This window comes from Pseudomonas sp. S2_H10 (assembly GCF_054668285.1).
In genome coordinates, this window is sequence record NZ_CP162754.1 from 4,654,644 (window position 1) to 4,680,384 (window position 25,741).

Below are 25,741 nucleotides of genomic sequence, written 5' to 3' on the forward strand. Positions count from 1 at the left end.
ATGAAGCACTGGTGAATCCGCAGGTCATGTGCCCGGGCGGCTGCCAGGGCACGGCTCGGCGCTTACAGGCGGAACTCGTGACCCAGGTACACTTCCTTCACCAGATCGTTGGCCAGGATGGTCTCTGCGTCGCCTTCGGCGATCAGTTGACCGTCATTGACGATGTAGGCGGTTTCACAGATATCCAGGGTTTCACGAACGTTGTGGTCCGTGATCAGCACGCCAATGCCTTTGGCCTTGAGGTGGTGAATGATCTGCTTGATGTCGCCGACCGAAATCGGGTCCACGCCGGCGAAGGGTTCGTCGAGGAGGATGAATTTCGGATTGGTGGCCAGGGCACGGGCGATTTCCACGCGGCGGCGCTCGCCGCCGGACAGGCTCATGCCGAGGTTGTCGCGGATGTGGCTGATGTGGAATTCCTGCAGCAGGCTTTCCAGTTCCTTGCGCCGACCGGCCTTGTCGAGTTCCTTGCGGGTCTCGAGGATGGCCATGATGTTGTCGGCCACCGACAGTTTGCGAAAGATCGATGCTTCTTGCGGCAGGTAGCCGATACCGGCCTTTGCGCGGCCGTGCATCGGCTGGTGGCTGACGTCCAGGTCATCGATCAGGACGCGGCCCTGGTCGGCCTGCACCAGGCCTACGATCATGTAGAAGCAGGTGGTCTTGCCGGCGCCGTTCGGGCCAAGCAGGCCGACGATCTGACCGCTGTCGATGGACAGGCTGACATCACGCACGACCTGGCGGCTCTTGTAGCTCTTGGCCAGATGCTGAGCTTTCAGAGTTGCCATTACTGGGCCTTTTTCTCGTCGGTTTTCTTCTTCGGCTGGATCACCATGTCGATTCGCGGACGCGACTCGGTCACCTTGCTACCGGTGGCGCGACCGGCGCTGGCCAGCTTCTTCTCGGTGTCGTAGACGATTTTCTCGCCCTGGGTGGTGTTGTTGTCCTTGTCGATGACCTTGGCCTTGTCGATCAGCACGACGCGATTCTGCGTTGCGTGGTACTGGATGGTCACGCCCCAGCCCTGGACGGGTTTGGTGTCGCCCGCCGTTTGCAACTGCTCGAAGTAGGCCAGGTTGCCCACCGAGGTCACCACGTCGATGTCGCCATTCGGGGCACGGGTCATGGTCACCTTGTTGCCGGTAACCTTCATCGAACCTTGGGTGATGATCACGTCACCGGTATAGGTGGCAATACCTTGCTTGTCGTCCAGTTGGGCATCGTCGGCCTGAATGCGGATTGGCTGCTGTTGGTCTTCCGGCAGAGCCCAGGCGCTCACGCTTCCCAGTGCTGCGCCCAGACTGAGCAAAATCGGGAGGGTTTTAACGAGCCTCATACTGTCCTCTTACGTTCGATAGCAGGTGTATCCTGCTTTCTTTCAAATACGCTTTCATTCCCTTGCCAGTCGATACACCGCCAGCGCCGTCGATTCTAACGTCTTGCTCGGTCTGCGCATATTGCTGCTGCGGGAACACCGTCATGCGGGTGCTGGTGATCAGGGTCTTGCGGTTTTTCTCGTCGAAGCGCGTGATGCGCACGTCGTCGATCAACTCGACCTGCGTGCCATCGGGGTTGACCTCGCCGCGCAGGCTCTGGACGTGCCACGGGAATTCAGTGCCGCGGAATACGTTCAGGTCGGGGTTGGTCAGCAATGTCACTTCGGTCGCTTTCAGGTGCTCGACCTTGTCGGACACCAGATCATATTGCAGCTTGCCGTCCGGCAGGTACTGCACGCTGTGGGCGTTGATGGCGTAATAGTCGACCATGTTTTCATCGACCGGCGTTACCGGCTTGTCGAGGAAGCGTTCCGGGCTGATGTTCCAGTAGCCAACCGCGGCGAATATCGCCGCGATGCAACTGTAGATCAGGGTGTTGCGAAATTTTTTGCTCAGCATATCGGGCTCACAGGTACGCCGCATTGGCCGCATCGAGGCGATCCTGGGCGCGCAGGATCAATTCGCAGAATTCGCGCGCGGCACCTTCGCCGCCACGGGCAAGGGTGATGCCGTGAGCGTGTTCGCGCACGAAGCCGGCGGCATTGGCCACCGCCATGCCCAGGCCGACGCGGCGAATCACCGGCAGGTCCGGCAGGTCGTCGCCCAGGTAGGCCACCTGTTCATAGCTCAGGTTCAACTGGGCCAACAGTTCGTCGAGCACCACCAGTTTGTCTTCGCGGCCCTGATACAGGTGCGGGATGCCGAGGTTCCTGGCTCGCCGCTCGACCACCGGGGTCTTGCGACCGCTGATGATGGCGGTCTGCACGCCGGCGGCCATCAACATCTTGATGCCCTGGCCGTCGAGGGTGTTGAACGTCTTGAACTCGCTGCCGTCTTCGAGGAAATACAGGCGGCCATCGGTCAGCACGCCATCGACATCGAACACCGCCAGTTTGATCAGTTTGCCGCGTTGCAGCAGGTCTGCACTCATTACATTACTCCTGCACGCAGCAAGTCGTGCATGTTCAGGGCGCCGACCGGGCGGTCTTCGCTGTCGACCACGACCAATGCGTTGATTTTATGGTCTTCCATGATTTTCAGCGCTTCGGCGGCGAGCATCTCGGCGCGGGCGGTCTTGCCATGGGCCGTCATGACCTGGTCGATTGTAGCGCTATGGATGTCGATGCTACGGTCCAGCGTTCGACGCAAGTCACCGTCGGTAAAGATCCCGGCCAGCTTTCCATCGGCTTCCAGGATCACGGTCATGCCCAGGCCCTTGCGGGTCATTTCCATCAGCGCGTCCTTCAGCAGGGTGCCGCGCTGTACTTGCGGCAACTCTTGCCCGGCGTGCATGACATTTTCCACTTTCAGCAGCAGGCGTCGGCCCAGGGCACCGCCGGGATGGGAAAAGGCGAAGTCTTCGGCGGTAAAACCACGGGCTTCCAGCAGCGCGACCGCCAGGGCGTCGCCCATGACCAGGGCGGCGGTGGTCGACGAGGTCGGTGCCAGGTTCAACGGGCAGGCTTCGTGCTCGACGTGAACATTCAGGTTGACCTCGGCGGCCTTGGCCAGCGGCGACTCAGGGTTGCCGGTCATGCTGATCAACTGAATGCCCAGGCGCTTGATCAACGGCAGCAGGGTCACGATTTCATTGGTGGAGCCGGAATTCGAGAGCGCCAGAATGATGTCGTCGCGGGTGATCATGCCCATGTCGCCGTGGCTGGCTTCTGCCGGGTGCACAAAAAATGCCGTGGTGCCGGTGCTGGCCAGGGTCGCGGCGATCTTGTTGCCGACGTGCCCCGACTTGCCCATGCCGACCACGACCACGCGGCCTTTGCTGGCCAGAATCATCTCGCAAGCGCGTACGAAATCCGCGTCGATATGGGGCAGCAGGCCTTGTACGGCTTCTACCTCGAGGCGGATGGTGCGTTGTGCTGATTGAATCAGGTCGCTGGATTGGCTCATGTCAGAAATCGTATAGCCTGATGAAAAGGCGGCGATTATAGCGGTTATGATCGAATCCCTCACGCAAGTTCGTCGCGCATTGTCATTCCTTGTTACCCGAAACCCTCTAAATGGGCCTTTCAACCGCTCATGCAGTCGAATATGGCTCGGCTTTGGCCTTGGGCGCACAGCCTTTGCAGTGATATAGTTCGCCGCCAGTTCGGCCTGCCCGGGAGGTATGTGCTTTCGTCAGAAAGCCAGGCGTCCGAGTGAGAGGCTGCATCGCAAGGAGTTTAGATGAGTGCCGATAACGCCTACGCGGTCGAGCTGAAGGGACTGTCCTTCAAGCGCGGTGCGCGCAGCATTTTCAATAATGTCGATATCCGTATCCCGCGCGGCAAGGTCACCGGCATCATGGGGCCTTCCGGGTGCGGCAAGACTACGCTTCTGCGTCTGATGGGCGCCCAGCTGCGCCCCACCAAGGGCGAAGTCTGGGTCAACGGTCAGAATCTGCCGAAACTGTCACGCAGCGACCTGTTCGATGCGCGCAAGCATATGGGCGTGCTTTTTCAGAGCGGTGCACTGTTTACCGACCTTGATGTCTTCGAGAACGTCGCTTTCCCGTTGCGCGTTCATACGCAACTGCCGGAAGAAATGATCCGCGACATCGTCCTGCTCAAGCTGCAGGCCGTGGGTTTGCGGGGCGCCATCGAGCTGATGCCCGACGAGCTTTCCGGCGGCATGAAGCGCCGTGTTGCGCTGGCCCGGGCGATTGCGCTCGATCCACAGATCCTCATGTACGACGAGCCCTTTGTCGGCCAGGACCCCATCGCCATGGGCGTTCTGGTGCGCCTGATTCGTTTGCTCAACGATGCGCTGGGCATCACCAGCATCGTGGTGTCCCACGATCTGGCCGAGACCGCGAGCATTGCCGATTACATTTATGTGGTGGGCGATGGTCAGGTGTTGGGGCAGGGGACCCCGGACGAGCTGATGAACTCGGATGAACCGCGCATTCGTCAGTTCATGACCGGCGAACCCGACGGCCCGGTTCCGTACCACTTTCCAGCGACGGATTACCGCGCAGATCTTCTGGGGAAGCGCTGATGCGCAGAATTTCATTGATGGAGCGCATTCGCCGCTTCGGCCAGGCAGGCATCGACGTAATGGCGGTGTTCGGGCGCTCGGCACTGTTCCTGTTTCATGCCCTGCTCGGGCGCGGCGGTATCGGTGGCGGTTTCGGGCTGCTGGTCAAACAACTGCATTCGGTGGGCGTGATGTCCCTGGTGATCATCGTGGTCTCCGGGGTGTTCATCGGCATGGTGCTGGCGCTGCAGGGCTTCAACATCCTTTCCAGCTATGGTTCGGAGCAGGCTGTCGGGCAGATGGTTGCGCTGACGCTGCTGCGTGAACTGGGGCCGGTGGTGACCGCTTTGCTCTTCGCCGGGCGCGCTGGTTCGGCGCTGACTGCCGAAATCGGCAACATGAAGTCCACCGAGCAGCTGTCCAGCCTGGAGATGATCGGGGTTGACCCGCTCAAGTACATTATTGCGCCACGCTTGTGGGCCGGTTTCATTTCCCTGCCGGTGCTGGCGATGATTTTCAGCGTGGTGGGCATCTGGGGCGGCTCGTGGGTGGCTGTCGACTGGCTGGGGGTCTATGAAGGTTCCTACTGGTCGAACATGCAGAACAGCGTGACGTTCTCCGACGATGTGCTCAACGGGATCATAAAAAGCATCGTCTTTGCCTTTGTCGTGACCTGGATCGCCGTATTCCAAGGCTATGACTGCGAACCCACTTCCGAGGGGATCAGTCGTGCCACTACCAAGACCGTTGTCTATGCCTCGTTGGCAGTGCTCGGCCTGGACTTTATTCTGACCGCCTTGATGTTTGGAGATTTCTGATGCAAAACCGCACCCTGGAAATCGGTGTCGGCCTTTTCTTGCTGGCCGGCATCCTGGCTTTGCTCTTGTTGGCGTTGCGTGTCAGCGGCCTGTCCCCGACTCCGAGCACCGACACCTATAAACTTTATGCCTACTTCGACAATATCGCCGGTTTGACTGTCAGAGCAAAGGTGACCATGGCCGGTGTGACCATCGGCAAGGTCACGGCCATCGATCTGGATCGCGACAGCTTTACCGGTCGGGTGACCATGCAGCTGGAAAAACGCATCGATAATCTGCCGGCGGACTCCACTGCATCTATCCTGACCGCTGGCCTGTTGGGCGAGAAGTACATCGGTATCAGCGTTGGCGGGGAAGACGCCCTGCTCAAGGATGGTGGAACCATCCATGACACGCAGTCATCGCTGGTGCTCGAGGACCTGATCGGTAAATTCCTGCTCAATACCGTTAGCAAAGAAGCTAAATGAGGAACTGCTAAATGATCTCTATCTTGCGACGTGGCCTGTTGGTACTGCTCGCGGCACTGCCGCTGGTGGCCAACGCTGTGGCGGCGCCTTCGGCGCATGAACTGGTACAGGACACTACCAACCGGTTGCTCGCCGACCTGGCGGCCAACAAGGAAAAGTACAAGCAGGATCCGCAGGATTTCTATACGGCGCTGGACACCATCGTCGGGCCGGTCGTGGATGCCGAGGGTATTTCCAAGAGCATCATGACGGTCAAGTACTCGAAGAAAGCATCTCCTGCGCAGATGAAGACCTTCGAAGAGAACTTCAAGAAGGGCCTGTTCCAGTTCTATGGCAATGCCTTGCTGGAGTACAACAACCAGGGCATCACCGTTGATCCGGCCAAGGACGAGTCGGGCGACCGCACCAGCGTCGGCATGACGGTCAAGGGCAGCAGCGGTGCGATCTATCCGGTGTCCTACACCATGGAAAAGATCAACGGCGAGTGGAAACTGCGTAACGTCATCATTAACGGCATCAACATCGGCAAGCTGTTCCGCGATCAGTTCGCCGATGCGATGCAGCGCAATGGCAACGACCTGGACAAGACCATCAACGGTTGGGCCGGGGAAGTCGCCAAGGCCAAGGAATCCACCGAGAACAAAACCCAATGAGTGAGTCGGCAGTCCGGATGGACGAAGCGGGCGAGCTGCGACTCAGTGGCGTGCTGGATTACCGTACCGGCCCTGGCCTGCGTGAGCAGGGCAAGGCGCTGATCAAGGCCAGCAAGGCCGCGGCGCTGGTGGTCGATTGTTCGGCGGTGACCAAGTCCAGCAGTGTCGGCTTGTCGCTGCTGCTGTGCTTTATCCGCGATGCGCAGGCTGCCGGCAAGGCCCTGAGCATCCGTGGAATGCCGGAAGACATGCGTGAAATCGCTCAGGTCAGCGAGCTGACCGAGCTGTTGGCGCATCCCTAACCCGCATCTATAAAGAAGCCCCCCGTCAGAGTCCTGCTCCGCGGGGTTCGCAGGCGCGGGGCTTTTTTGTATGATGTCCGACCCGCGCGCACAGGGCGCCGATTGAGGTTGAGCATGCAGGCCGTAGAAGTGAAGAGCTTCCTAGAAGGAAAGCTGCCCGGAACGTTGGTAGAAGTCGAGGGCGAAGGCTGCAATTTCCAGCTGAACGTGATTAGCGATGAACTGGCGGCGTTGAGCCCGGTGAAGCGTCAGCAGCAGATCTATGCCCATTTGAACCCATGGATCACCGATGGCAGCATCCATGCGGTCACTATGAAATTTTTCAGCAGCGCGGCCTGGGCCGAGCGCACCTGAGCCCAAGGGCGTCGAGATTCTTATGGATAAATTGATTATTACTGGCGGTGCTCGTCTTGACGGCGAAATCCGCATCTCCGGGGCAAAGAACTCTGCCCTGCCGATCCTGGCTGCCACCTTGCTGTGCGATGGCCCGGTGACCGTGGCCAACCTGCCGCACCTGCACGACATCACCACCATGATCGAGCTGTTCGGTCGCATGGGCATCGAGCCGGTGATCGACGAGAAACTCGCCGTCGAAATCGACCCGCGCACCATCAAGACCCTGATCGCTCCGTACGAACTGGTTAAAACCATGCGTGCGTCGATCCTGGTGCTGGGCCCGATGGTTGCCCGTTTCGGCGAAGCCGAAGTCGCACTGCCTGGCGGTTGCGCCATCGGCTCGCGTCCGGTTGACCTGCACATCCGCGGCCTGGAAGCCATGGGCGCGGTCATCGACGTCGAGGGCGGCTACATCAAGGCCAAGGCGCCTGAAGGCGGCCTGCGCGGTGCGCATTTCTTCTTTGATACCGTCAGTGTGACCGGTACCGAGAACATCATGATGGCTGCTGCCCTGGCCAAGGGTCGCAGCGTCCTGGCCAACGCCGCGCGCGAGCCTGAAGTGGTCGACCTGGCGAACTTCCTGAACGCCATGGGTGCCAAGGTTTCCGGCGCTGGCACCGACACCATCACCATCGATGGCGTCGAGCGTCTGCACACCACCACTTACAAGGTGATGCCGGACCGTATCGAGACCGGCACCTATCTGGTAGCCGCTGCCGTGACCGGCGGTCGTGTGAAGGTCAAGGACACCGATCCGACCATCCTCGAAGCCGTTCTGGAAAAACTCCGTGAGTCCGGTGCCGAAATCACCACCGGCGAAGACTGGATCGAGCTCAACATGCATGGCAAGCGGCCTAAAGCCGTTAACGTGCGGACCGCTCCGTACCCGGCGTTCCCGACCGACATGCAAGCGCAGTTCATCTCCCTCAACGCCATTGCCGAAGGCACGGGCGCTGTGATCGAGACGATCTTCGAAAACCGTTTCATGCACGTCTACGAGCTGCACCGCATGGGCGCCAAGATCCAGGTCGAAGGCAACACCGCGATCGTCACCGGTACCGAAAAGCTCAAGGGCGCGCCAGTGATGGCAACTGACCTGCGTGCTTCGGCCAGCCTGGTGATCTCGGCGCTGATCGCCGAAGGCGACACGCTGATCGATCGCATCTACCACATAGATCGCGGCTACGAGTGCATCGAAGAAAAACTGCAGATGCTGGGCGCCAAGATCCGTCGCGTTCCGGGCTAGTTCCTGCTGCATGGGCACAGGGAGGTGCCTGCTGAATGTTGTATGTCGAGCCGGTTTCCGGCTCGATGCGTGTCCGGCGCCGATTGCGACCGGGCATAAGATTCCTGATTAAGGGCTGACGTTTCCCATGCTGACTATCGCACTGTCCAAGGGCCGCATCCTTGACGACACTTTGCCGCTTCTGGCTGAAGCAGGCATCGTGCCGACCGAGAATCCGGACAAGAGCCGCAAGCTGATCATCCCCACGACCCAGGACGATGTTCGTCTGCTGATCGTGCGTGCCACCGATGTGCCGACCTATGTCGAGCACGGTGCCGCCGACCTCGGTGTCGCCGGTAAAGATGTGCTGATGGAGTACGGCGGCCAGGGCCTGTACGAGCCGCTGGACTTGCAGATTGCCCAGTGCAAGCTGATGACCGCCGGTAAAGTCGGCGCAATCGAGCCCAAGGGCCGTCTGCGCATCGCCACCAAGTTCGTCAACGTAGCCAAGCGCTATTACGCCGAACAGGGCCGTCAGGTCGACATCATCAAGCTCTATGGTTCGATGGAACTGGCGCCGCTGATCGGTCTGGCAGACAAGATCATCGACGTGGTCGACACCGGTAACACGCTGCGGGCCAACGGCCTGGAGCCACAGGATTTCATCGCGGCCATCAGCTCCCGGTTGATCGTCAACAAGGCTTCGATGAAGATGCAGCACGCCCGTATCCAGGCGTTGATCGACACCCTGCGCAAGGCAGTGGAGTCTCGACACCGCGGCTGATTCACCTGCGCGACGTTAAGTCGCGCCCGTCTATCCGCCTCATAGCCAGAATTCTCAGGTGCCCAAGCGGAAACGACTGACAGGGGAAGGTGCGCTGACGTTTAATAACGACCGCGCCTTACTCCAAAAGGCAATTTTCAGTAGTAGAAAAAATTACTCAGAAATAAAGATCGCGCAGTGTCCTGCCTTTTGGAGCAAGGCCCTGCGGGTTGGCACTGTGCCCGCGCCATGCTGCGTTGCGGGACTCGGTAAGGAAACAACCCTTACCTTCGTCCCGCGCCTTGCCTGGCACGACCACAGTACCAACGCGATCGTTGTTAAACGTCAGCGCACCTTCGGGCGCCTGAGTTTTTGCCATTCCTATGAGGCTCTCGCTATGACCGCACCGACTGCAATTCGCCGACTCAACGCTGCTGACCCGGATTTCGCGCATCATCTGGATCATCTGCTGAGCTGGGAAAGTGTGTCTGACGACTCGGTCAATCAGCGGGTGCTGGACATCATCAAGGCCGTGCGTGAGCGTGGCGACGCGGCACTGGTGGACTTCACCCGCCAGTTCGATGGGCTGGACGTGAAGTCCATGGCCGACCTGATCCTGCCGCGCGAGCGTCTGGAACTGGCGCTGACCCGCATCACCGTGCCTCAGCGCGAAGCACTGGAAGTCGCCGCAGCCCGCGTACGCAGCTACCACGAGAAGCAGAAGCAGGACTCCTGGAGCTACACCGAAGCCGACGGCACCGTACTGGGCCAGAAAGTCACGCCGCTGGACCGCGCCGGCCTGTACGTGCCGGGCGGCAAGGCGTCGTACCCGTCGTCGGTGCTGATGAACGCGATTCCGGCCAAGGTCGCCGGCGTCACCGAAGTGGTCATGGTCGTTCCGACCCCGCGCGGTGAAATCAACGAGTTGGTGTTGGCCGCTGCCTGCATCGCCGGCGTCGACCGCGTGTTCACCATCGGTGGCGCTCAAGCCGTTGCCGCTTTGGCTTACGGCACCGAAAGCGTGCCGAAGGTCGACAAGGTGGTCGGCCCGGGCAACATCTATGTCGCCACCGCCAAGCGCCACGTGTTCGGCCAGGTCGGAATCGACATGATCGCCGGCCCTTCGGAAATCCTCGTGGTGTGCGACGGCCAGACCGATCCCGACTGGATCGCCATGGACCTGTTCTCCCAGGCCGAGCACGATGAAGACGCCCAGGCCATTCTGGTCAGCCCCGACGCCGAGTTCCTCGACAAGGTCGCGGCCAGCATCGCTAAACTGATGCCGACCATGGAGCGTGCCGCGATCATCGAAACTTCGATCAACGGCCGTGGCGCACTGATCAAGGTTCGCGACATGGAACAGGCCATCGAAGTGGCCAACCGCATCGCGCCGGAGCACCTCGAATTGTCCGTTGCCGATCCACAGGCCTGGCTGCCGCAAATCCGCCACGCCGGCGCGATCTTCATGGGCCGTCACACGTCCGAAGCTCTGGGCGACTATTGCGCAGGCCCGAACCACGTGTTGCCGACTTCCGGCACCGCGCGTTTCTCCTCGCCACTGGGTGTGTACGACTTCCAGAAACGCTCGTCGATCATCTTCTGCTCCGAGCAGGGCGCATCCGAGTTGGGCAAGACCGCTTCCGTGCTGGCCCGTGGCGAGTCGTTGACCGCCCACGCCCGCAGTGCCGAATACCGCATCGTTGACGACAAGCAGGGGAACTGAACATGAGTAAATTCTGGAGCCCGTTCGTCAAGAATCTGGTGCCTTACGTGCCGGGCGAACAGCCGAAGCTGGCGAAACTGGTCAAGCTCAACACCAATGAAAACCCGTACGGTCCATCGCCCAAGGCCTTGGCTGCGATGCAAACCGAACTCAATGACAGCCTGCGCCTGTACCCGGACCCGAACAGCGATCTGCTGAAGAATGCGGTCGCCAAATACTACGGCGTGCAGAGCAACCAGGTGTTTCTCGGCAACGGCTCCGATGAAGTGCTGGCGCACATCTTCCACGGCTTGCTGCAGCACGATCAGCCGCTGTTGTTCCCGGACATCAGCTACAGCTTCTACCCGGTCTACTGCGGGTTGTACGGCATCAAGTTCGACGCGGTGCCGCTGGACGAGCAATTCCGGATCGACCCGGCGGACTACGCCAGGCCGAACGGCGGGATCATCTTCCCCAACCCGAACGCCCCGACCGGCTGCCTGCTGGCGCTGGAAGCGGTGGAGCAGATCCTCAAGGCCAGCCCGGATTCGGTGGTCGTGGTGGACGAGGCCTACATCGATTTCGGCGGCGAGACGGCAATCACGCTGGTCGATCGTTACCCGAACCTGCTGGTGACCCAGACCCTGTCCAAGTCCCGTTCACTGGCCGGCTTGCGGGTTGGCCTGGCGGTGGGGCATCCGGACCTGATCGAGGCGCTGGAGCGGATCAAGAACAGCTTCAACTCCTATCCGCTGGACCGCATGGCGAATGTCGGCGCTGCTGCCGCGTTCGAGGATCGCGAGTATTTCGACAAGACCTGCCGGTTGGTGATCGAGAGTCGAGAGAAGGTCGTTGCGCAGCTTGAGGAGAAGGGTTTTGAAGTACTGCCATCGGCGGCGAACTTCATCTTTGCCCGTCACCCCCGGCACGATGCGGCGGGGCTTGCGGCGAAGTTGCGCGAGCAAGGCGTGATCGTCCGGCACTTCAAGCAGGAGCGGATTGCGCAGTTCCTGCGGATCAGCATCGGCACGCCAGAGCAGAATCAGGCGCTGATCGACGGCCTGGGCGACCTCTAAAGCACCTTTATCCCCTTGTGGGAGCGTGGCTTGCCCGCGATGAACGATAACGCGGTATAGCTGATACACCGCGGTGTTCCTATCGCGGGCAAGCCACGCTCCCACAGGACATGTGTCGCCTGCTTAGTTTTCTTCTTTCTCTTTGACCGGTGCCGGCGGCGGACGCAGGCCGATTTCCGCGGTCAGCTTGAGTTCCTTGCCGTTGCGCATCACCTGGATCGCGACTTTGTCGGTCGGCTTGATCCGCGCCACCTGATTCATCGAGCGGCGGCCATCACCGGCCGGTTCGCCATCGATGGCAAGAATCACATCACCCAGTTGCAGGCCGGCCTTCTGTGCCGGGCCATCGCGGAAAATCCCCGCCACGACAATGCCCGGGCGCCCGGACAAGCCGAACGATTCGGCCAGTTCCTGGGTCAGCGGTTGCACTTCGATACCCAGCCAGCCACGAATCACCTGGCCGTGCTCGATGATCGATTTCATCACTTCCATCGCCAGCTTCACCGGAATCGCGAAACCGATGCCCTGGGAGCCGCCGGACTTGGAGAAGATCGCCGTGTTGATGCCGGTCAGGTTGCCGATGGCATCCACCAGCGCACCGCCGGAGTTGCCGGGGTTGATGGCGGCGTCGGTCTGGATGAAGTCTTCGTAGTTATTCAGGCCAAGCTGGTTGCGACCGGTGGCGCTGATAATGCCCATGGTCACGGTCTGGCCGACGCCGAACGGGTTGCCGATGGCCAGCGCGACGTCGCCGATGCGGATGTTGTCGGAACGCCCCACGGTGATCGACGGCAGGTTTTTCAAGTCGATTTTCAGAACCGCGAGGTCAGTCTCCGGGTCGCTGCCGATCACCCGCGCCAGGGTTTCCCGGCCGTCCTTGAGCGCCACCACGATCTGGTCGGCGCCACTGGTCACGTGGTTGTTGGTCAGGATGTAGCCTTCCGGGCTCATGATCACGCCGGAGCCGAGGCTCGATTCCATGCGTTTCTGCTTGGGCGAGTTATCGCCGAAGAAGCGCCGGAACTGCGGATCTTCGAACAACGGATGGTTGGTCTTGTTGATGACTTTGGTGGTGTACAGGTTCACCACCGACGGCGCGGCGGTGGTCACGGCGTCAGCATAGGACACCGGGCCCTGCTGCATGCTGGTGGTTTGCGGCGCCTGTTGCAGGTTGACGTCGAGGCTCGGCAGCCCGACCCATTCGGGGTAACGCTGGATTATCAAAAGAGCGACAAGCACGCCGGCCAACAGCGGCCAGCCGGAAAAACGCAGCGCCTTGAGCATTAAGCACGTCCTGAGAGAGTTGCAGGCGGTATGAGACCGCTCATAATGACGCGCATTATACGAGGCCGCACGCGCCTCTGAACGGGATATTTAGGAGTCTTTTATGGCCGTCGCCCTGAGCACCCTCGTCGAAGAAGCCGACCGTTACCTCAACAGCGCCAAAATCGCCGATTACTGCCCCAACGGCCTGCAGGTCGAGGGGCGGCCGCAAGTGATGCGCATTGTCAGTGGCGTCACCGCCAGCCAGGCATTGCTCGACGCCGCCGTGCAGGCCAATGCCGACCTGGTGCTGGTGCATCATGGCTATTTCTGGAAGGGCGAGAACCCGTGCATCACCGGTATGAAGCAGCGCCGCTTGAAGACCCTGCTCAAGCACGATATCAGCTTGTTGTCCTATCACTTGCCGCTGGATCTGCACCCGGATGTCGGCAATAACGTGCAGCTTGCACGCCAGCTCGACATCACCGTCGAAGGCCCGCTGGACCCGGACAACCTGAAGATTGTCGGCCTGGTCGGCTCGCTGAATGAACCGATGATGCCCCGGGATTTCGCCCGGCGCGTCCAGGAAGTCATGGGTCGTGAGCCGTTGCTGATCGAAGGCAGCGCCATGATCCGCCGCGTCGGCTGGTGCACCGGTGGCGGCCAGGGTTACATCGATCAGGCCATTTCGGCCGGCGTTGACCTCTACCTCAGCGGCGAGGCCTCCGAGCAAACCTTCCACAGTGCCCGGGAAAACGACATCAGCTTCATCGCCGCCGGTCACCATGCCACCGAGCGCTACGGCGTTCAGGCGCTGGGGGATTACCTGGCGCGGCGCTTTGCGCTGGAGCACATCTTCATCGATTGCCCGAATCCGATCTGACGAAACACCATCCCCGTAGGAGCGAGCCTGCTCGCGATGAACCTGAGAACACCGCGGGGTGTCAGGCTCCCAGCGTTATCGTTGACGACCATCGCGAGCAGGCTCGCTCCTACAGGGGGCGCGTTTGGCCCAAACGCAGGGGCATATTCATATGCTCTTTCGATCTAGTTGGCGTCCTGATTAGAAGAGGTCGCTGTGCTAGGATCCCCGCTCGAACACGGCCCGCTGGCCGTTCATAAGAAAGCTTTCGTGAGTAGCCATGGTCGACAAACTGACGCATCTGAAACAGCTGGAGGCGGAAAGCATCCACATCATCCGCGAGGTGGCCGCCGAGTTCGACAACCCGGTGATGCTGTACTCCATCGGTAAAGACTCCGCCGTGATGCTGCATCTGGCACGCAAGGCGTTCTTCCCGGGCAAGCTGCCGTTTCCGGTGATGCACGTCGACACTCGCTGGAAATTCCAGGAGATGTACGCCTTTCGCGACAAAATGGTCGCCGAGCTTGGTCTCGACCTGATCACCCACGTCAACCCGGACGGCGTGGCGCAGAACATCAACCCGTTCACCCACGGCAGCGCCAAGCACACCGATATCATGAAGACCGAGGGCCTCAAGCAGGCACTCGACAAGTATGGTTTCGACGCAGCTTTCGGCGGCGCCCGTCGCGATGAAGAGAAATCCCGCGCCAAAGAGCGCGTGTACTCGTTCCGCGACAGCAAGCACCGCTGGGACCCGAAAAACCAGCGCCCCGAGCTGTGGAACGTCTACAACGGCAAGGTCAACAAGGGCGAGTCGATCCGTGTCTTCCCGCTGTCGAACTGGACCGAGCTGGACATCTGGCAGTACATCTATCTGGAAGGCATCCCGATCGTCCCGCTGTACTTCGCCGCCGAGCGTGAAGTCATCGAGAAGAACGGCACGCTGATCATGATCGACGACGAGCGCATCCTCGAACACCTGAGCGATGAAGACAAAGCCCGCATCGTCAAAAAGAAAGTGCGTTTCCGTACCCTTGGTTGCTACCCGTTGACGGGCGCGGTGGAGTCCGAGGCCGAAAGCCTCACGGACATCATTCAGGAAATGCTCCTGACGCGAACTTCCGAGCGCCAGGGCCGTGTCATCGACCACGATGGCGCAGGCTCCATGGAAGACAAAAAACGTCAGGGTTATTTCTAAGGGGTTGTCATGTCGCACGTATCTGATTTGATCAGCGAGGACATCCTCGCCTACCTGGGCCAGCACGAACGTAAAGAGCTGCTGCGCTTTTTGACCTGCGGTAACGTCGACGACGGCAAGAGCACCCTGATCGGGCGCCTGCTGCACGATTCCAAGATGATCTACGAAGATCACCTGGAAGCCATTACCCGCGACTCGAAAAAAGTCGGCACCACCGGTGAAGACATCGACCTGGCGCTGCTGGTCGACGGCCTTCAGGCCGAGCGTGAGCAGGGCATCACCATCGATGTCGCTTACCGCTACTTCTCCACCGCCAAGCGCAAATTCATCATCGCCGACACGCCCGGCCATGAGCAGTACACCCGCAACATGGCCACCGGTGCTTCCACCTGTGACCTGGCGATCATCCTGGTCGATGCCCGTTACGGCGTGCAGACCCAGACTCGTCGCCACAGCTTCATTGCCTCGTTGTTGGGCATCAAGCACATCGTCGTCGCCATCAACAAGATGGACCTCAAGGGTTTCGATCAGGACGTGTTCGAGTCGATCAAGGCCGACTACCTGCAATTCGCCGAAGGCTTGAAGTTGAAACCGACCAGCATGCACTTCGTACCGATGTCGGCGCTCAAGGGCGACAACGTGGTGAACAAGTCGGAGCGTTCGCCGTGGTACACCGGCCAGTCGCTGATGGAAATCCTCGAGACCGTGGAAGTGGCGGGCGACCGCAACTTCACCGACCTGCGTTTCCCGGTGCAGTACGTCAACCGTCCCAACCTGAACTTCCGTGGTTTCGCCGGTACGCTGGCCAGTGGCATCGTCAAGAAAGGCGACGAAGTCGTGGTGTTGCCGTCGGGCAAAAGCAGCCGCGTGAAATCCATCGTCACCTTCGAAGGTGAACTGGAGCACGCAGGTCCGGGTCAGGCAGTCACGCTGACCATGGAAGACGAAATCGACATCTCCCGTGGCGACCTGTTGGTGCATGCCGACAACGTGCCGCCGGTGACCGACAGCTTCGAAGCGATGCTGGTGTGGATGGCTGAAGAGCCGATGCTGCCGGGCAAGAAATACGACTTCAAACGCGCCACCAGTTACGTGCCGGGCTCCATCGCCAGCATCGTCAACAAGGTCGACGTGAACACGCTGGAAGAAGGTCCGGCCAGCGCGTTGCAGTTGAACGAAATCGGCAAGGTCAAGATCGCGCTCGATGCGCCGATTGCCCTCGACGGTTACGACAGCAACCGCACCACCGGCGCCTTCATCATCATCGACCGCTTGACCAACGGCACCGTTGGCGCGGGCATGATCGTCGCCCAGCCTCTGGCCCATGGCACCAGCACGCACCATGGCAAACTGGCTCACGTCGCCACCGAAGAGCGCGCACAGCGCTTCGGCCAGCAACCGGCCACCGTGTTGTTCAGCGGCTTGTCGGGCGCGGGCAAGAGCACGCTGGCCTATGCGGTCGAGCGCAAGCTGTTCGACCTGGGTCGTGCGGTGTTCGTACTCGATGGCCAGAACCTGCGTCACGACCTGAACAAAGGTCTGCCACAGGATCGCGCCGGGCGTACCGAGAACTGGCGTCGTGCCGCGCACGTTGCGCGTCAGTTCAACGAAGCGGGTCTGCTGACGTTGGCGGCATTCGTTGCGCCGAGTTCCGAAGGTCGTGAGCAGGCCAAGGAGCTGATCGGCAAGGAGCGTCTGCTGACGGTCTACGTCCAGGCCTCGCCAACGGTCTGCGCCGAGCGTGACCCGCAAGGCCTGTACGCGGCGGCCGGGGATAACATCCCTGGCGAGTCCTTCCCGTACGACGTGCCGCTGGATGCCGATCTGGTGATCGACACCCAGTCCGTGTCGCTGGAGGAAGGCGTCAAGCAGGTGCTGGAGCTGCTGCGCAAGCGTGGTGCGATCTAAGCGCTAGCCGGAAATGAAAAACCCGCAGACAAGTGATTGTCTGCGGGTTTTTTGTTGCCTCTAGATTGCTATCGCTGGCAAGCCAGCTCCCACAGGTTTCTCGGTCGTACTGCAGCTCACTGTGGGAGCTGGCTTGCCAGCGATAGGGCCGGAACAGGCACCTCAATACTTCGCTGGATACTCGCGATGCATCTGTTCCAGCAACGCATCCTTGTCCTGCCACAACTGATTGATCCAACCCTGGAACTGCAGGCGGTATTCACCGTCCTGGTCGTAATTCTTGCCGATGAACTGCAGCGGAATGTTCAGTTGCTGAAAATGCACCACCACGTCTTTCACGTATCCACATAGCAGATCCCAGAACCAGGAAGCCTCTGAAAATCTAAAGTCAGAAGGAATAGTCAGAATCCTTGACCGGAAATGGACTACAAGAAAGTCGGAAGTTATGAGGTTTTATTGATTTGTAAATGAGAATAGTGTTTGCAACAGGGTAGATGTGTTTTTGCGCAGATTGTATCAAGTCGAGCAATTGCAAGGAAGTCGGTGGTTGCTTAAAAAGTAAGCTTGCGCTTGAGGATCAAGGAGTGCGAAATAAAATTTTTCCAGTTCCGGTTGGTTATGTTTCTAGTGCTTTTGAGATCGTTTTCTGTGTAATTGTTCTGTTGTTGTATCTTGTTTTTTCTCTTTATATTTATAGTAGGTTGATAGAAGTTCCTCCGGTTCCTGATAAGTTAGTTATGAAAGATGCTTTTGTATATAGGGGGCATTCACAAGCTTCAAAGACAACATCTTTTTTGTATCTGAGGGTTGGAACTGATGACGCTGCTTACAAATATATCATTGAGGCTTCGAATCGTGATGTTATGTACACGGACTTTGATAAGTCAAGAAGGTTGTGGGTGGCAGTAGATACTGACCAAAGTAAAAAATTTGTTTGGGGAGTATATGATGAAGATTATGGGTTGTTGATAAGTCGTCAAGATATATTGCGCTGGGCTAGCTCAGTTAATATCGATAATTACTTTGTGCTTTCTTTGTTATTTATTTCATCGTTGTATTTCCTTTATATTGTTTTTTTGACTGGTGTTTGGAATAGGTGTGCAGCGAAAAGGATGGCTTGTGAAAATAAATAAGATTGATGATGAGATATTTGTAATTGACGATTTTTTAACTCAAGGGGAAGAGGAGTGCATAAATGTTCAACTCAAGGGCGCCGTTTGGAGATACAACTGGCCAAATTATGAGGAGCTTCCATTTGTTAGGCCTTGTTGGCATGTTTTTATTGCGGGTAAAGGTCGGTCGGATCGGAAGTCATGTTTAGACGAATTAGACAGAAGTGAATCTTGGCGTTTTCTTGTCGGCTTCTGGGAAAGGTTATCAATATTACATGATTTCAAAATCACGTTATTAGGTGTTTATGCAAATGGGCAAACGTTTGGGCAAGACACGATTATACATCGGGATAACAAGACGCATCCAGGGATGACAGTGATCGTATTTTGTAATGAACACTGGCCAACGTCGTGGGGAGGTGAACTCGTATTCTACGATGACAAAAAAGAAAATATTATTAAATCAGTACTTCCAAAATCGCGACGTGTGGTGATTTTTGACGGGCGAGTTCCACATGCGGCGAGATCGCCTTCAGTAAAGTGTGATCAGGTAAGGATGACGCTTGCGTTCAAAACTGTGATTAAGGAGTAGTATATGGCCGGGAAAACCGAAATATTTGTAGCTGTCGTCAATGATGGTGTGACTATTGGCTCGGGGGCGACTGCAGTATCAGATCAGTTTTTAGTCAACGGAACTGGAATGGTGTTGCTGAGTCAGTCGGTGCAGACCGGTGCTGTGATAGCGAGTGTTACCTCGGTGACAAAATTAGCAGGTCCTTATGTACCGATTGTAAATATGCCGGCCAATATAGTCGCCGGTACGATAACTTTTCTGAAAATAGGGATCGATTTCAGAGATGGGCGCGAAATCAAGACGGGTGACGTTGTCAGTCTGGTTGGTAATGTTGCAGGGGTGATTGCAACCATGGCAGTTTTGCTAGCTGCGCCATTTTCGGTTGTTGCTACCTTAAGTGTTGTAGCTATCGGCACAGGGATATATTCGATTTATAACTCAGAAGTGCTCGGTGCTATTGCGACAAATGCCAAAAATTTCTTCAGCGATAAAGGATTGGAAAGCTACCTTGACTATGTGTGTGCGCCCGATATGCAGATTGTCCATAAAAACACCTTGAGGGATGTCTACAGTAATCAGATGCTTTCCTGTAATTGGATATCTGAAACCGGAGAGCTGCAGCCCTCAGTGGTACCTGTTTTCGATGAGGATATTGGCGGTGGAGGGGGGTATATACCAATACCTCCTGTTTTGCCGGCTCCCCTTCCTGATATTATCCCAGTTGTAACTATCGGGCCCCTTGAGATTAATGACGGCTCTGATGATAACGGTGATGAGTATGGTTGCTGTACAGGCGGAAGTGATGGTTATGTGTAGCAGTTCGCATATATAGATTTTCTGCTCCTCATTTTTGACTTTCGATTTTTAATACCAATTAACGAGCTGCTTGACACTATTTAGAGCTAAGCCCGAGTCAGGCTGAACTTAAGAGTGCGCTGGTGTGTGGGTAATCGTCAGCTTCATCGCTTGGAACTGAGTTGCGTTTCGTTGGAGGAAGGCGTCTAGCAAGTGCTGGATCTGCTGCGCAAGCGTGGCGCGATCTAAGCGTTAGCCGGAAATGAAAAACCCGCCGATGAGTGATCATCGTCGGGTTTTTTTGTGCCCTTGAGATAGTCATCGCGGGCTTGCCCGCGATGAGGGCATTACAGACACCTGATTATTTCGCTGGATACTCGCGATGCATCTGTTCCAGCAGCGCATCCTTGTCCTGCCACAACTGATTGATCCAACCCTGGAACTGCAATCGGTACTCGCCGTCCTGATCGTAGTTCTTGCCGATGAACTGCGGCGGTATCTTCAGCTCTTCAAAGTGCACCACCACATCCGCCACATTCCCGCACAGCAAGTCCCAGAATCCCGGGCGCCCGGCGGGGTAGTGGATGGTTACGTTGACCAGCGATTCAAGCTGCTCACCCATCGCATCCAGGACAAAGGCAATGCCGCCGGCCTTGGCCTTGAGCAGATACTTGAACGGTGATTGCTGTTGCTTGTGCTTACCCTCGGTGAAGCGCGTGCCTTCGACGAAGTTGAAAATGCCCACCGGGTTGTCGCGAAATTTCGCACAGGTCTTGCGGGTGGTTTCCAGGTCCTTGCCTTTCTTCTCCGGGTGCTTCTCCAGATACGCCTTGGAGTAGCGCTTCATGAACGGAAAGCCCAGTGCCCACCAGGCCAGGCCGATCACCGGAACCCAGATCAGCTCTTGCTTGAGAAAGAACTTCAGCGGTTGAATGCGCCGGTTGAGCACGTATTGCAGCACCAGAATGTCGACCCAGCTCTGGTGGTTGCTGGTGATCAGGTACGAGTGCTTGTAGTCGAGCCCTTGCAGGCCGCTGATGTGCCAGCGGGTGCGACGGACCAGGTTCATCCAGCCTTTGTTGAGGCTGATCCAGGCTTCGTGGGTATGGCTCATCAGCCAGCCGGCGAGGCGTTGGGTGAGGGCGAACGGCAAGACCTTGACGAGCGCCACGCAGAACAGGAACGAGCACAGCAAAATCGTGTTGAGTGCCAGCAACAGCGCGGCGATCACGCCGCGCAAAGGGACGGGTAGGAAGTCCAGCATTTACACATCCATAGGTCGGTTGGCGGCTTGAATCGCGGTCAGGGCGATGGTGTAGACGATGTCATCGACCTGCGCGCCGCGCGGCAAATCGTTCACCGGTTTGCGCAGGCCTTGCAGCATCGGCCCGAGGCTGACGCAGTCGGCGCTGCGCTGCACAGCCTTGTGGGTGGTGTTGCCGGTGTTGAGGTCGGGGAACACGTACACCGTGGCACGACCGGCTACCTGACTGTTCGGCGCCAATTGCCGGGCCACGCTTTCGTTGGCGGCGGCGTCGTACTGCAACGGGCCGTCGATCAGCAGCGAGTGCTGTTGTTCGTGGGCGAGCAGGGTCGCCTCGCGGACTTTCTCGACCTCTTCGCCGCTGGCCGAATCGCCACTGGAGTAACTGATCATCGCCACCCGCGGCGTGATGCCGAAGGCGGCGGCCGAGTCGGCGCTTTGCAGGGCGATCTCGGCCAGTTCGCTGGCGCTCGGGTGCGGGTTCATCACGCAGTCGCCGTAGACCAGCACTTCTTCCGGGAACAGCATGAAGAACACCGACGACACCAGGGTGCAGCCCGGTGCGGTCTTGATCAGTTGCAAGGCCGGGCGAATGGTGTTGGCGGTGGTGTTGATCACGCCCGAGACGAGGCCGTCGACTTCATCCAGGGCCAGCATCATGGTGCCGATCACCACGGTGTCTTCCAGTTGTTGCTCGGCCATCGGCGCGTTGAGGCTTTTGCTTTTGCGCAGCGCGACCATGGGCTCGACATAGCGCTCGCGGATCGAGTCCGGATCGATGATTTCCAGCCCCGGCGGCAGCTCGATGCCCTGGGCGCGGGCGACGGCTTGAACGTCCTCGGGCTTGGCCAGCAACACACAGCGAGCGATGCCACGGGCCTGGCAGATCGCGGCGGCCTGCACGGTAAATGGCTCGCTGCCTTCGGGCAAGACGATGCGCTTGTTGGCCGCCTGGGCGCGCTGGATCAATTGATAACGGAAAACCGCCGGCGACAGGCGCATCTCCCGTGGCGTGCCGCAGCGCTGGTGCAGCCAGTTGGCATCGAGGTGGCCGGCGATGAAATCGGTGATGATTTCGGCGCGCTCGCGGTCGTCGATGGGGATTTCCTTGTTCAGGCCATTGAGCAGGTTGGCGGTGTCGTAGGAGCCGGTACTCACTGACAGCACCGGTAACCCGGCCTGCAGGGCGCCGCGGCACAGGTCCATGATGCGTGGGTCGGGCAGGGTGTCGCTGGTCAGCAGCAGGCCGGCCAGCGGCACGCCGTTCAAGGCCGCGAGGCTGACGGCGAGGATGATGTCGTCGCGGTCGCCGGGGGTCACCACCAGCACGCCGGGCTTGAGCAACTCCACGGTGTTGCGCATGGTGCGGGCGCAAATGATGATCTTGGTCATGCGCCGGGTTTCGTAGTCGCCGGCGTTGAGCACTTGCGCGCCCATCAGGTCGGCGACGTCGCGGGTGCGCGGGGCGTTCAGTTCCGGCTGGAACGGAATGCAGCCGAGCAAGCGGAAATCACCGCTGCGCAGCAACGGCGAATGTTCCTTCAGGCGCGTGGCGAAGGCCTCCATGCTTTCTTCGGTCTTGACCTTGTTGAGGATCACGCCGAGGACTTTCGGGTCTTTCGGGCCACCGAACAATTGCGCCTGCAACTCGACGCGACCGGAGAGCTCGGTCAGCACTTCGTTTTCCGGTGCCGAGACCAGGATCACTTCGGCGTCGAGGCTCTTGGCCAGGTGCAGGTTGACCCGCGCGGCGTAACTGGCGCTGCGGGTCGGCACCATGCCTTCGACGATCAGCACGTCCTTGCCGATGGCGGCCTGCTGATAAAGGGCGATGATCTCTTCGAGCAGTTCATCGAGCTGACCGTCGCCGAGCATGCGCTCGACATGGGCCAGGCCCAGGGGCTTGGGTGGTTTCAAACCGTGGGTACGCGCCACCAGTTCGGTGGAGCGCTCCGGGCCTGTGTCGCCCGGATGCGGCTGGGCAATCGGTTTGAAAAAGCCGACCTTGAGGCCGGCTCGCTCAAGGGTGCGCACCAGCCCGAGGCTGATGGAGGTCAGACCCACACCAAAATCGGTGGGCGCGATAAAAAAAGTTTGCATGCGGATTCTCTGGAGGTGCATTGCAAAGGTGATGACCTATGACTGGTCGTCTACCGAAATTCAGTCACCAAGGTTATCGCTAACCATGCCTTGTGCGCACCAACCGCAGGCAAAGGGTTGGCCTATTTTTTCCTGGCGCTGTGCAGGGTCCATGACCCAGGCGCGCGATTGCCAGGGTGGCTGGTGCCGCAGGTGTTGGGTGTGGCCGCAGGAAAGCGCGGCCACCCAGTGTCCGTCTTCGTCCTGATGAAAGCCTGTGACCGTCGAATCCCGTTTGTCCGGGTTGTGTTCGCTTTCGGTCGATTGCTTCGCTAAACTTGGCCTTTCAATCTTCTTATGCAAAAGGTCTCGCCCCATGCTGATCGCCGCCAATAAGGCTGTCTCCATCGACTATACCCTGACCAACGACGCTGGTGAGGTCATCGACAGCTCCGCCGGCGGCGCGCCGCTGGTCTACCTGCAAGGCGCAGGCAACATCATCCCGGGCCTGGAAAAGGCTCTGGAAGGCAAGGCCGTCGGCGACGAGCTGACCGTAGCCGTTGAACCGGAAGACGCTTACGGCGAGTACGCTGCCGAACTGGTCAGCACCCTGAGCCGCAGCATGTTCGAAGGCGTCGACGAGCTGGAAGTGGGCATGCAGTTCCACGCTTCCGCTCCGGACGGCCAGATGCAGATCGTGACCATCCGTGATCTGGACGGCGACGACGTGACCGTTGACGGCAACCACCCGTTGGCTGGCCAGCGCCTGAATTTCCAGGTAAAGATCGTTGCCATCCGTGACGCCAGCCAGGAAGAAATCGCTCATGGCCACGTCCATGGCGAAGGTGGCCATCACCACTGATTTCTGCGCTAAGCTCAGATAACTGGAGAGGCGCCCCGAGGGCGCCTTTTTAGTCTGCGGCTGTCCCTGACGACACCGCCAAGTGGCTGTTTCGAGAAGAACACGGGAATCTGGAGTACGTCATGAGTGCTTTTCACGACCTAAAATTGACAGCCCTGGATGGTCAGGAGCTACCTCTGGCGCCTTTCAAAGGCCAAGTCGTACTGGTGGTCAACGTCGCCTCCAAATGCGGCCTGACCCCGCAGTACGCGGCGCTGGAAAACCTCTACCAGCAATACAAGGCCAAAGGCTTCAGCGTGTTGGGCCTGCCCTGCAACCAGTTTGCCGGACAGGAGCCTGGCACCGAGCAGGAAATCAAGGACTTCTGCAGCCTCAACTATGGCGTGACCTTTCCGTTGTCCAGCAAGCTGGAAGTCAACGGGCACGAACGTCATCAGTTGTACCGCTTGCTGGCGGGCGAGGGCGCGGAATTCCCCGGGGACATCACCTGGAACTTCGAGAAGTTCCTGCTGGGCAAGGACGGCCGCGTGTTGGCTCGGTTCTCGCCACGCACCGCGCCGGATGATCCGACCATCGTCCACGCAATCGAAAAAGCATTGAGCTGATTCCCCCTCCCTGTAGGAGCGAGCCTGCTCGCGATGGTTGTAGGAACACCGCGGGGCATCAGACCGCCAGCGTTATCGTTGACCACCATCGCGAGCAAGCTCGCTCCTACATCACCAAAATCAATAATGCTGTTCAATACGCTGGACTCTCCATATTATCGCCGTCATAAAATTATTTCCCGTGGAGCGTCCCATGCCCGTCAAAGCCCTGTTCAAACCGTTCCACCTCGGCACCCTCGAACTGCCGACCCGCGTCGTCATGGCGCCGATGACCCGCTCCTTTTCCCCGGGCGGCGTGCCAAATTCCAAAGTGATCGAATACTACCGTCGCCGCGCCGCAGCCGGCGTCGGCCTGATCATCACCGAAGGCACCACCGTCGGTCACAAGGCTTCCAACGGCTACCCGAACGTTCCGCATTTCTATGGTGACGCGGCCCTCGCCGGCTGGAAGAAGGTCGTCGACGCCGTTCACGCCGAAGGCGGCAAGATCGTTCCGCAGCTGTGGCATGTGGGCAGCGTGCGCCGTATCGGCACCGAGCCGGACGCCAGCGTGCCGGGTTATGGCCCGTCGGAAAAAGTGAAGGAAGGTCAGGTCGTGGTGCACGGCATGACCAAACAGGATATCCAGGACGTGATCGCTGCGTTCGCCCAGGCCGCCAAGGATGCCCAGAGCATCGGCATGGACGGCGTTGAGATCCACGGCGCCCACGGTTACCTGGTCGACCAGTTCTTCTGGGAAGGCAGCAACCAGCGTACCGATGAATACGGCGGCAGCCTGGCCAACCGCTCGCGCTTCGCCATTGAATTGATCCAGGCCGTGCGTGCCGCGGTCGGCGAAGGTTTCCCGATCATCTTCCGTTTCTCCCAGTGGAAGCAGCAGGACTACAGCGCACGCCTGGTACAAACCCCGGAAGCCTTGGGCGAGTTCCTCAAGCCGTTGGCCGATGCGGGCGTGGATATTTTCCACTGCTCGACCCGCCGCTTCTGGGAGCCGGAGTTCGACGGTTCCGAGTTGAACCTGGCAGGCTGGACCCGCCAACTCACCGGCAAGCCGACGATCACCGTGGGCAGTGTCGGCCTGGATGGCGAGTTCCTGCAGTTCATGGTCAACACCGACAAGGTCGCACAACCGGCCAGCCTGGAAAAACTGCTGGAGCGCTTGAACAACGACGAGTTCGACCTGGTGGCGGTCGGTCGTGCGTTGCTGGTGGACCCGGACTGGGCGCAGAAAGTGCGTGATGGCCGTGAGGAAGACATTCTGCCGTTCAGCCGTGAGGCGTTGATGTCGCTGGTTTAAGCGGCGACCGGGAAGGCCTCATCGCGAGCAAGCTCGCTCCCACAGGTTCTGCGG

General features: G+C 59.0%; 29 protein-coding genes and 1 pseudogene. 19 read left to right on the forward strand and 11 right to left on the reverse strand.

All coding sequences use genetic code 11. The annotated features are described in order from the left end of the window. Positions 1-62: 62 nt before the first annotated feature. The 5 genes from lptB to AB4O16_RS20800 are packed head-to-tail and all read right to left on the reverse strand — an operon-like array spanning position 63 to position 3,401. Positions 63-788 (reverse strand): LPS export ABC transporter ATP-binding protein, encoded by a 726-nt coding sequence (gene lptB / locus AB4O16_RS20780; protein ID WP_008054366.1) that lies wholly within the window; start codon positions 786-788, stop codon positions 63-65. After that, positions 788-1,336, reverse strand: coding sequence for a lipopolysaccharide transport periplasmic protein LptA (gene lptA, locus AB4O16_RS20785; protein WP_460155698.1), 549 nt, complete (start codon positions 1,334-1,336; stop codon positions 788-790). The genes lptB and lptA overlap by 1 nt, the downstream gene beginning before the upstream one ends. Continuing rightward, positions 1,323-1,895 (reverse strand): LPS export ABC transporter periplasmic protein LptC, encoded by a 573-nt coding sequence (lptC, locus tag AB4O16_RS20790; protein ID WP_160387045.1) that lies wholly within the window; start codon positions 1,893-1,895, stop codon positions 1,323-1,325. Before lptC ends, lptA begins: the two co-directional genes overlap by 14 nt. Positions 1,896-1,902: 7 nt before the next feature. Next, entirely contained in the window at positions 1,903-2,427 is a 525-nt protein-coding gene (locus AB4O16_RS20795; RefSeq protein WP_460155699.1) for a KdsC family phosphatase, read from the reverse strand. After that, entirely contained in the window at positions 2,427-3,401 is a 975-nt protein-coding gene (locus tag AB4O16_RS20800) for a KpsF/GutQ family sugar-phosphate isomerase (protein WP_160387046.1), read from the reverse strand. The genes AB4O16_RS20795 and AB4O16_RS20800 overlap by 1 nt, the downstream gene beginning before the upstream one ends. A 276-nt stretch (positions 3,402-3,677) precedes the next feature. Between AB4O16_RS20800 and AB4O16_RS20805 the strand changes: the two genes are divergently transcribed. The 8 genes from AB4O16_RS20805 to hisG all read left to right on the forward strand — a co-directional run bounded on the left by AB4O16_RS20805 (position 3,678) and on the right by hisG (position 9,111). Then, positions 3,678-4,487: an ATP-binding cassette domain-containing protein gene (locus AB4O16_RS20805; protein WP_008001295.1), complete on the forward strand. Its 810-nt coding sequence runs from the start codon at positions 3,678-3,680 to the stop codon at positions 4,485-4,487. After that, on the forward strand, positions 4,487-5,284 hold the full coding sequence (mlaE, locus tag AB4O16_RS20810; RefSeq protein ID WP_160387047.1) for a lipid asymmetry maintenance ABC transporter permease subunit MlaE: 798 nt from the start codon (positions 4,487-4,489) through the stop codon (positions 5,282-5,284). Before AB4O16_RS20805 ends, mlaE begins: the two co-directional genes overlap by 1 nt. Continuing rightward, positions 5,284-5,751: an outer membrane lipid asymmetry maintenance protein MlaD gene (gene mlaD / locus AB4O16_RS20815; protein WP_111280917.1), complete on the forward strand. Its 468-nt coding sequence runs from the start codon at positions 5,284-5,286 to the stop codon at positions 5,749-5,751. Before mlaE ends, mlaD begins: the two co-directional genes overlap by 1 nt. An 11-nt stretch (positions 5,752-5,762) precedes the next feature. Next, a complete protein-coding gene (locus AB4O16_RS20820) occupies positions 5,763-6,404 on the forward strand; it encodes an MlaC/ttg2D family ABC transporter substrate-binding protein (protein WP_160387048.1) in 642 nt (213 codons plus the stop codon). Further along, complete coding sequence (locus tag AB4O16_RS20825; protein WP_150718665.1) at positions 6,401-6,706, forward strand: STAS domain-containing protein; 306 nt, start codon at positions 6,401-6,403, stop codon at positions 6,704-6,706. Before AB4O16_RS20820 ends, AB4O16_RS20825 begins: the two co-directional genes overlap by 4 nt. Before the next feature lie 114 nt (positions 6,707-6,820). Beyond that, entirely contained in the window at positions 6,821-7,060 is a 240-nt protein-coding gene (locus AB4O16_RS20830; protein WP_007912386.1) for a BolA family protein, read from the forward strand. Positions 7,061-7,082: 22 nt separating this feature from the next. Beyond that, positions 7,083-8,348, forward strand: a complete 1,266-nt coding sequence (murA, locus tag AB4O16_RS20835; protein WP_110659054.1) for a UDP-N-acetylglucosamine 1-carboxyvinyltransferase — start codon at positions 7,083-7,085, stop codon at positions 8,346-8,348. Between the two features lie 127 nt (positions 8,349-8,475). Further along, on the forward strand, positions 8,476-9,111 hold the full coding sequence (gene hisG, locus AB4O16_RS20840; RefSeq protein WP_060542991.1) for an ATP phosphoribosyltransferase: 636 nt from the start codon (positions 8,476-8,478) through the stop codon (positions 9,109-9,111). A gap of 157 nt (positions 9,112-9,268) precedes the next feature. On the opposite strand, the gene AB4O16_RS20845 is transcribed toward hisG, so the two are convergent. Further along, entirely contained in the window at positions 9,269-9,469 is a 201-nt protein-coding gene (locus tag AB4O16_RS20845) for a hypothetical protein (protein WP_460155700.1), read from the reverse strand. An 18-nt stretch (positions 9,470-9,487) separates the two neighbouring features. Between AB4O16_RS20845 and hisD the strand changes: the two genes are divergently transcribed. Together hisD and hisC are read left to right on the forward strand one after the other, a co-directional pair. Continuing rightward, positions 9,488-10,813 (forward strand): histidinol dehydrogenase, encoded by a 1,326-nt coding sequence (hisD, locus tag AB4O16_RS20850; RefSeq protein ID WP_460155701.1) that lies wholly within the window; start codon positions 9,488-9,490, stop codon positions 10,811-10,813. Positions 10,814-10,815: 2 nt separating this feature from the next. Further along, positions 10,816-11,868: a histidinol-phosphate transaminase gene (gene hisC / locus AB4O16_RS20855; protein WP_460155702.1), complete on the forward strand. Its 1,053-nt coding sequence runs from the start codon at positions 10,816-10,818 to the stop codon at positions 11,866-11,868. A 123-nt stretch (positions 11,869-11,991) separates the two neighbouring features. On the opposite strand, the gene algW is transcribed toward hisC, so the two are convergent. Continuing rightward, positions 11,992-13,152, reverse strand: a complete 1,161-nt coding sequence (gene algW, locus AB4O16_RS20860) for a Do family serine endopeptidase AlgW (RefSeq protein ID WP_160387052.1) — start codon at positions 13,150-13,152, stop codon at positions 11,992-11,994. A gap of 103 nt (positions 13,153-13,255) precedes the next feature. Between algW and AB4O16_RS20865 the strand changes: the two genes are divergently transcribed. The 3 genes from AB4O16_RS20865 to cysN all read left to right on the forward strand — a co-directional run bounded on the left by AB4O16_RS20865 (position 13,256) and on the right by cysN (position 17,099). Continuing rightward, positions 13,256-14,014, forward strand: coding sequence for a Nif3-like dinuclear metal center hexameric protein (locus AB4O16_RS20865; RefSeq protein WP_160387053.1), 759 nt, complete (start codon positions 13,256-13,258; stop codon positions 14,012-14,014). Positions 14,015-14,273: 259 nt separating this feature from the next. After that, a complete protein-coding gene (gene cysD, locus AB4O16_RS20870; protein WP_007986727.1) occupies positions 14,274-15,191 on the forward strand; it encodes a sulfate adenylyltransferase subunit CysD in 918 nt (305 codons plus the stop codon). Between the two features lie 9 nt (positions 15,192-15,200). Then, complete coding sequence (gene cysN / locus AB4O16_RS20875; protein ID WP_460155703.1) at positions 15,201-17,099, forward strand: sulfate adenylyltransferase subunit CysN; 1,899 nt, start codon at positions 15,201-15,203, stop codon at positions 17,097-17,099. Between the two features lie 162 nt (positions 17,100-17,261). Here the strand turns inward: cysN and AB4O16_RS20880 are convergent. Further along, positions 17,262-17,462: pseudogene (locus tag AB4O16_RS20880) on the reverse strand (acyltransferase); the annotation flags it as partial. Between the two features lie 221 nt (positions 17,463-17,683). Here AB4O16_RS20880 and AB4O16_RS20885 point away from each other — a divergent pair. Genes AB4O16_RS20885 through AB4O16_RS20895 form a run of 3 tightly spaced genes read left to right on the forward strand, consistent with a single transcriptional unit; the run spans position 17,684 to position 19,601 of the window. After that, positions 17,684-18,232: a hypothetical protein gene (locus AB4O16_RS20885; protein ID WP_160387055.1), complete on the forward strand. Its 549-nt coding sequence runs from the start codon at positions 17,684-17,686 to the stop codon at positions 18,230-18,232. Further along, on the forward strand, positions 18,219-18,803 hold the full coding sequence (locus AB4O16_RS20890; RefSeq protein ID WP_460155704.1) for a 2OG-Fe(II) oxygenase: 585 nt from the start codon (positions 18,219-18,221) through the stop codon (positions 18,801-18,803). The genes AB4O16_RS20885 and AB4O16_RS20890 overlap by 14 nt, the downstream gene beginning before the upstream one ends. A 3-nt stretch (positions 18,804-18,806) precedes the next feature. Further along, the gene (locus tag AB4O16_RS20895; RefSeq protein WP_160387057.1) at positions 18,807-19,601 is read left to right on the forward strand and encodes a hypothetical protein; all 795 of its coding nucleotides are present in this window, start codon (positions 18,807-18,809) and stop codon (positions 19,599-19,601) included. Positions 19,602-19,941: 340 nt separating this feature from the next. Here AB4O16_RS20895 and AB4O16_RS20900 read toward each other — a convergent pair whose 3' ends face one another. From AB4O16_RS20900 to AB4O16_RS20910, 3 genes are read right to left on the reverse strand one after another with little or no spacing between them, the layout of a single operon-like run. Next, positions 19,942-20,844: an acyltransferase gene (locus AB4O16_RS20900; protein ID WP_160387058.1), complete on the reverse strand. Its 903-nt coding sequence runs from the start codon at positions 20,842-20,844 to the stop codon at positions 19,942-19,944. Beyond that, positions 20,845-22,944, reverse strand: a complete 2,100-nt coding sequence (gene pta / locus AB4O16_RS20905) for a phosphate acetyltransferase (RefSeq protein ID WP_150718037.1) — start codon at positions 22,942-22,944, stop codon at positions 20,845-20,847. A gap of 60 nt (positions 22,945-23,004) precedes the next feature. Continuing rightward, positions 23,005-23,331, reverse strand: a complete 327-nt coding sequence (locus AB4O16_RS20910; protein WP_160387059.1) for a DUF3565 domain-containing protein — start codon at positions 23,329-23,331, stop codon at positions 23,005-23,007. On the opposite strand from AB4O16_RS20910, the gene AB4O16_RS20915 reads away from it, so the two are divergent. From AB4O16_RS20915 to AB4O16_RS20925, 3 genes are all read left to right on the forward strand, one after another. After that, complete coding sequence (locus AB4O16_RS20915) at positions 23,300-23,785, forward strand: FKBP-type peptidyl-prolyl cis-trans isomerase (protein WP_007942189.1); 486 nt, start codon at positions 23,300-23,302, stop codon at positions 23,783-23,785. The two genes, AB4O16_RS20910 and AB4O16_RS20915, sit on opposite strands and share 32 nt — an antisense overlap. Positions 23,786-23,907: 122 nt before the next feature. Next, positions 23,908-24,390: a glutathione peroxidase gene (locus tag AB4O16_RS20920; protein WP_110660533.1), complete on the forward strand. Its 483-nt coding sequence runs from the start codon at positions 23,908-23,910 to the stop codon at positions 24,388-24,390. Positions 24,391-24,583: 193 nt separating this feature from the next. Beyond that, positions 24,584-25,687: an NADH:flavin oxidoreductase gene (locus AB4O16_RS20925; RefSeq protein WP_160387060.1), complete on the forward strand. Its 1,104-nt coding sequence runs from the start codon at positions 24,584-24,586 to the stop codon at positions 25,685-25,687. The last annotated feature ends 54 nt before the right edge of the window (positions 25,688-25,741 follow it).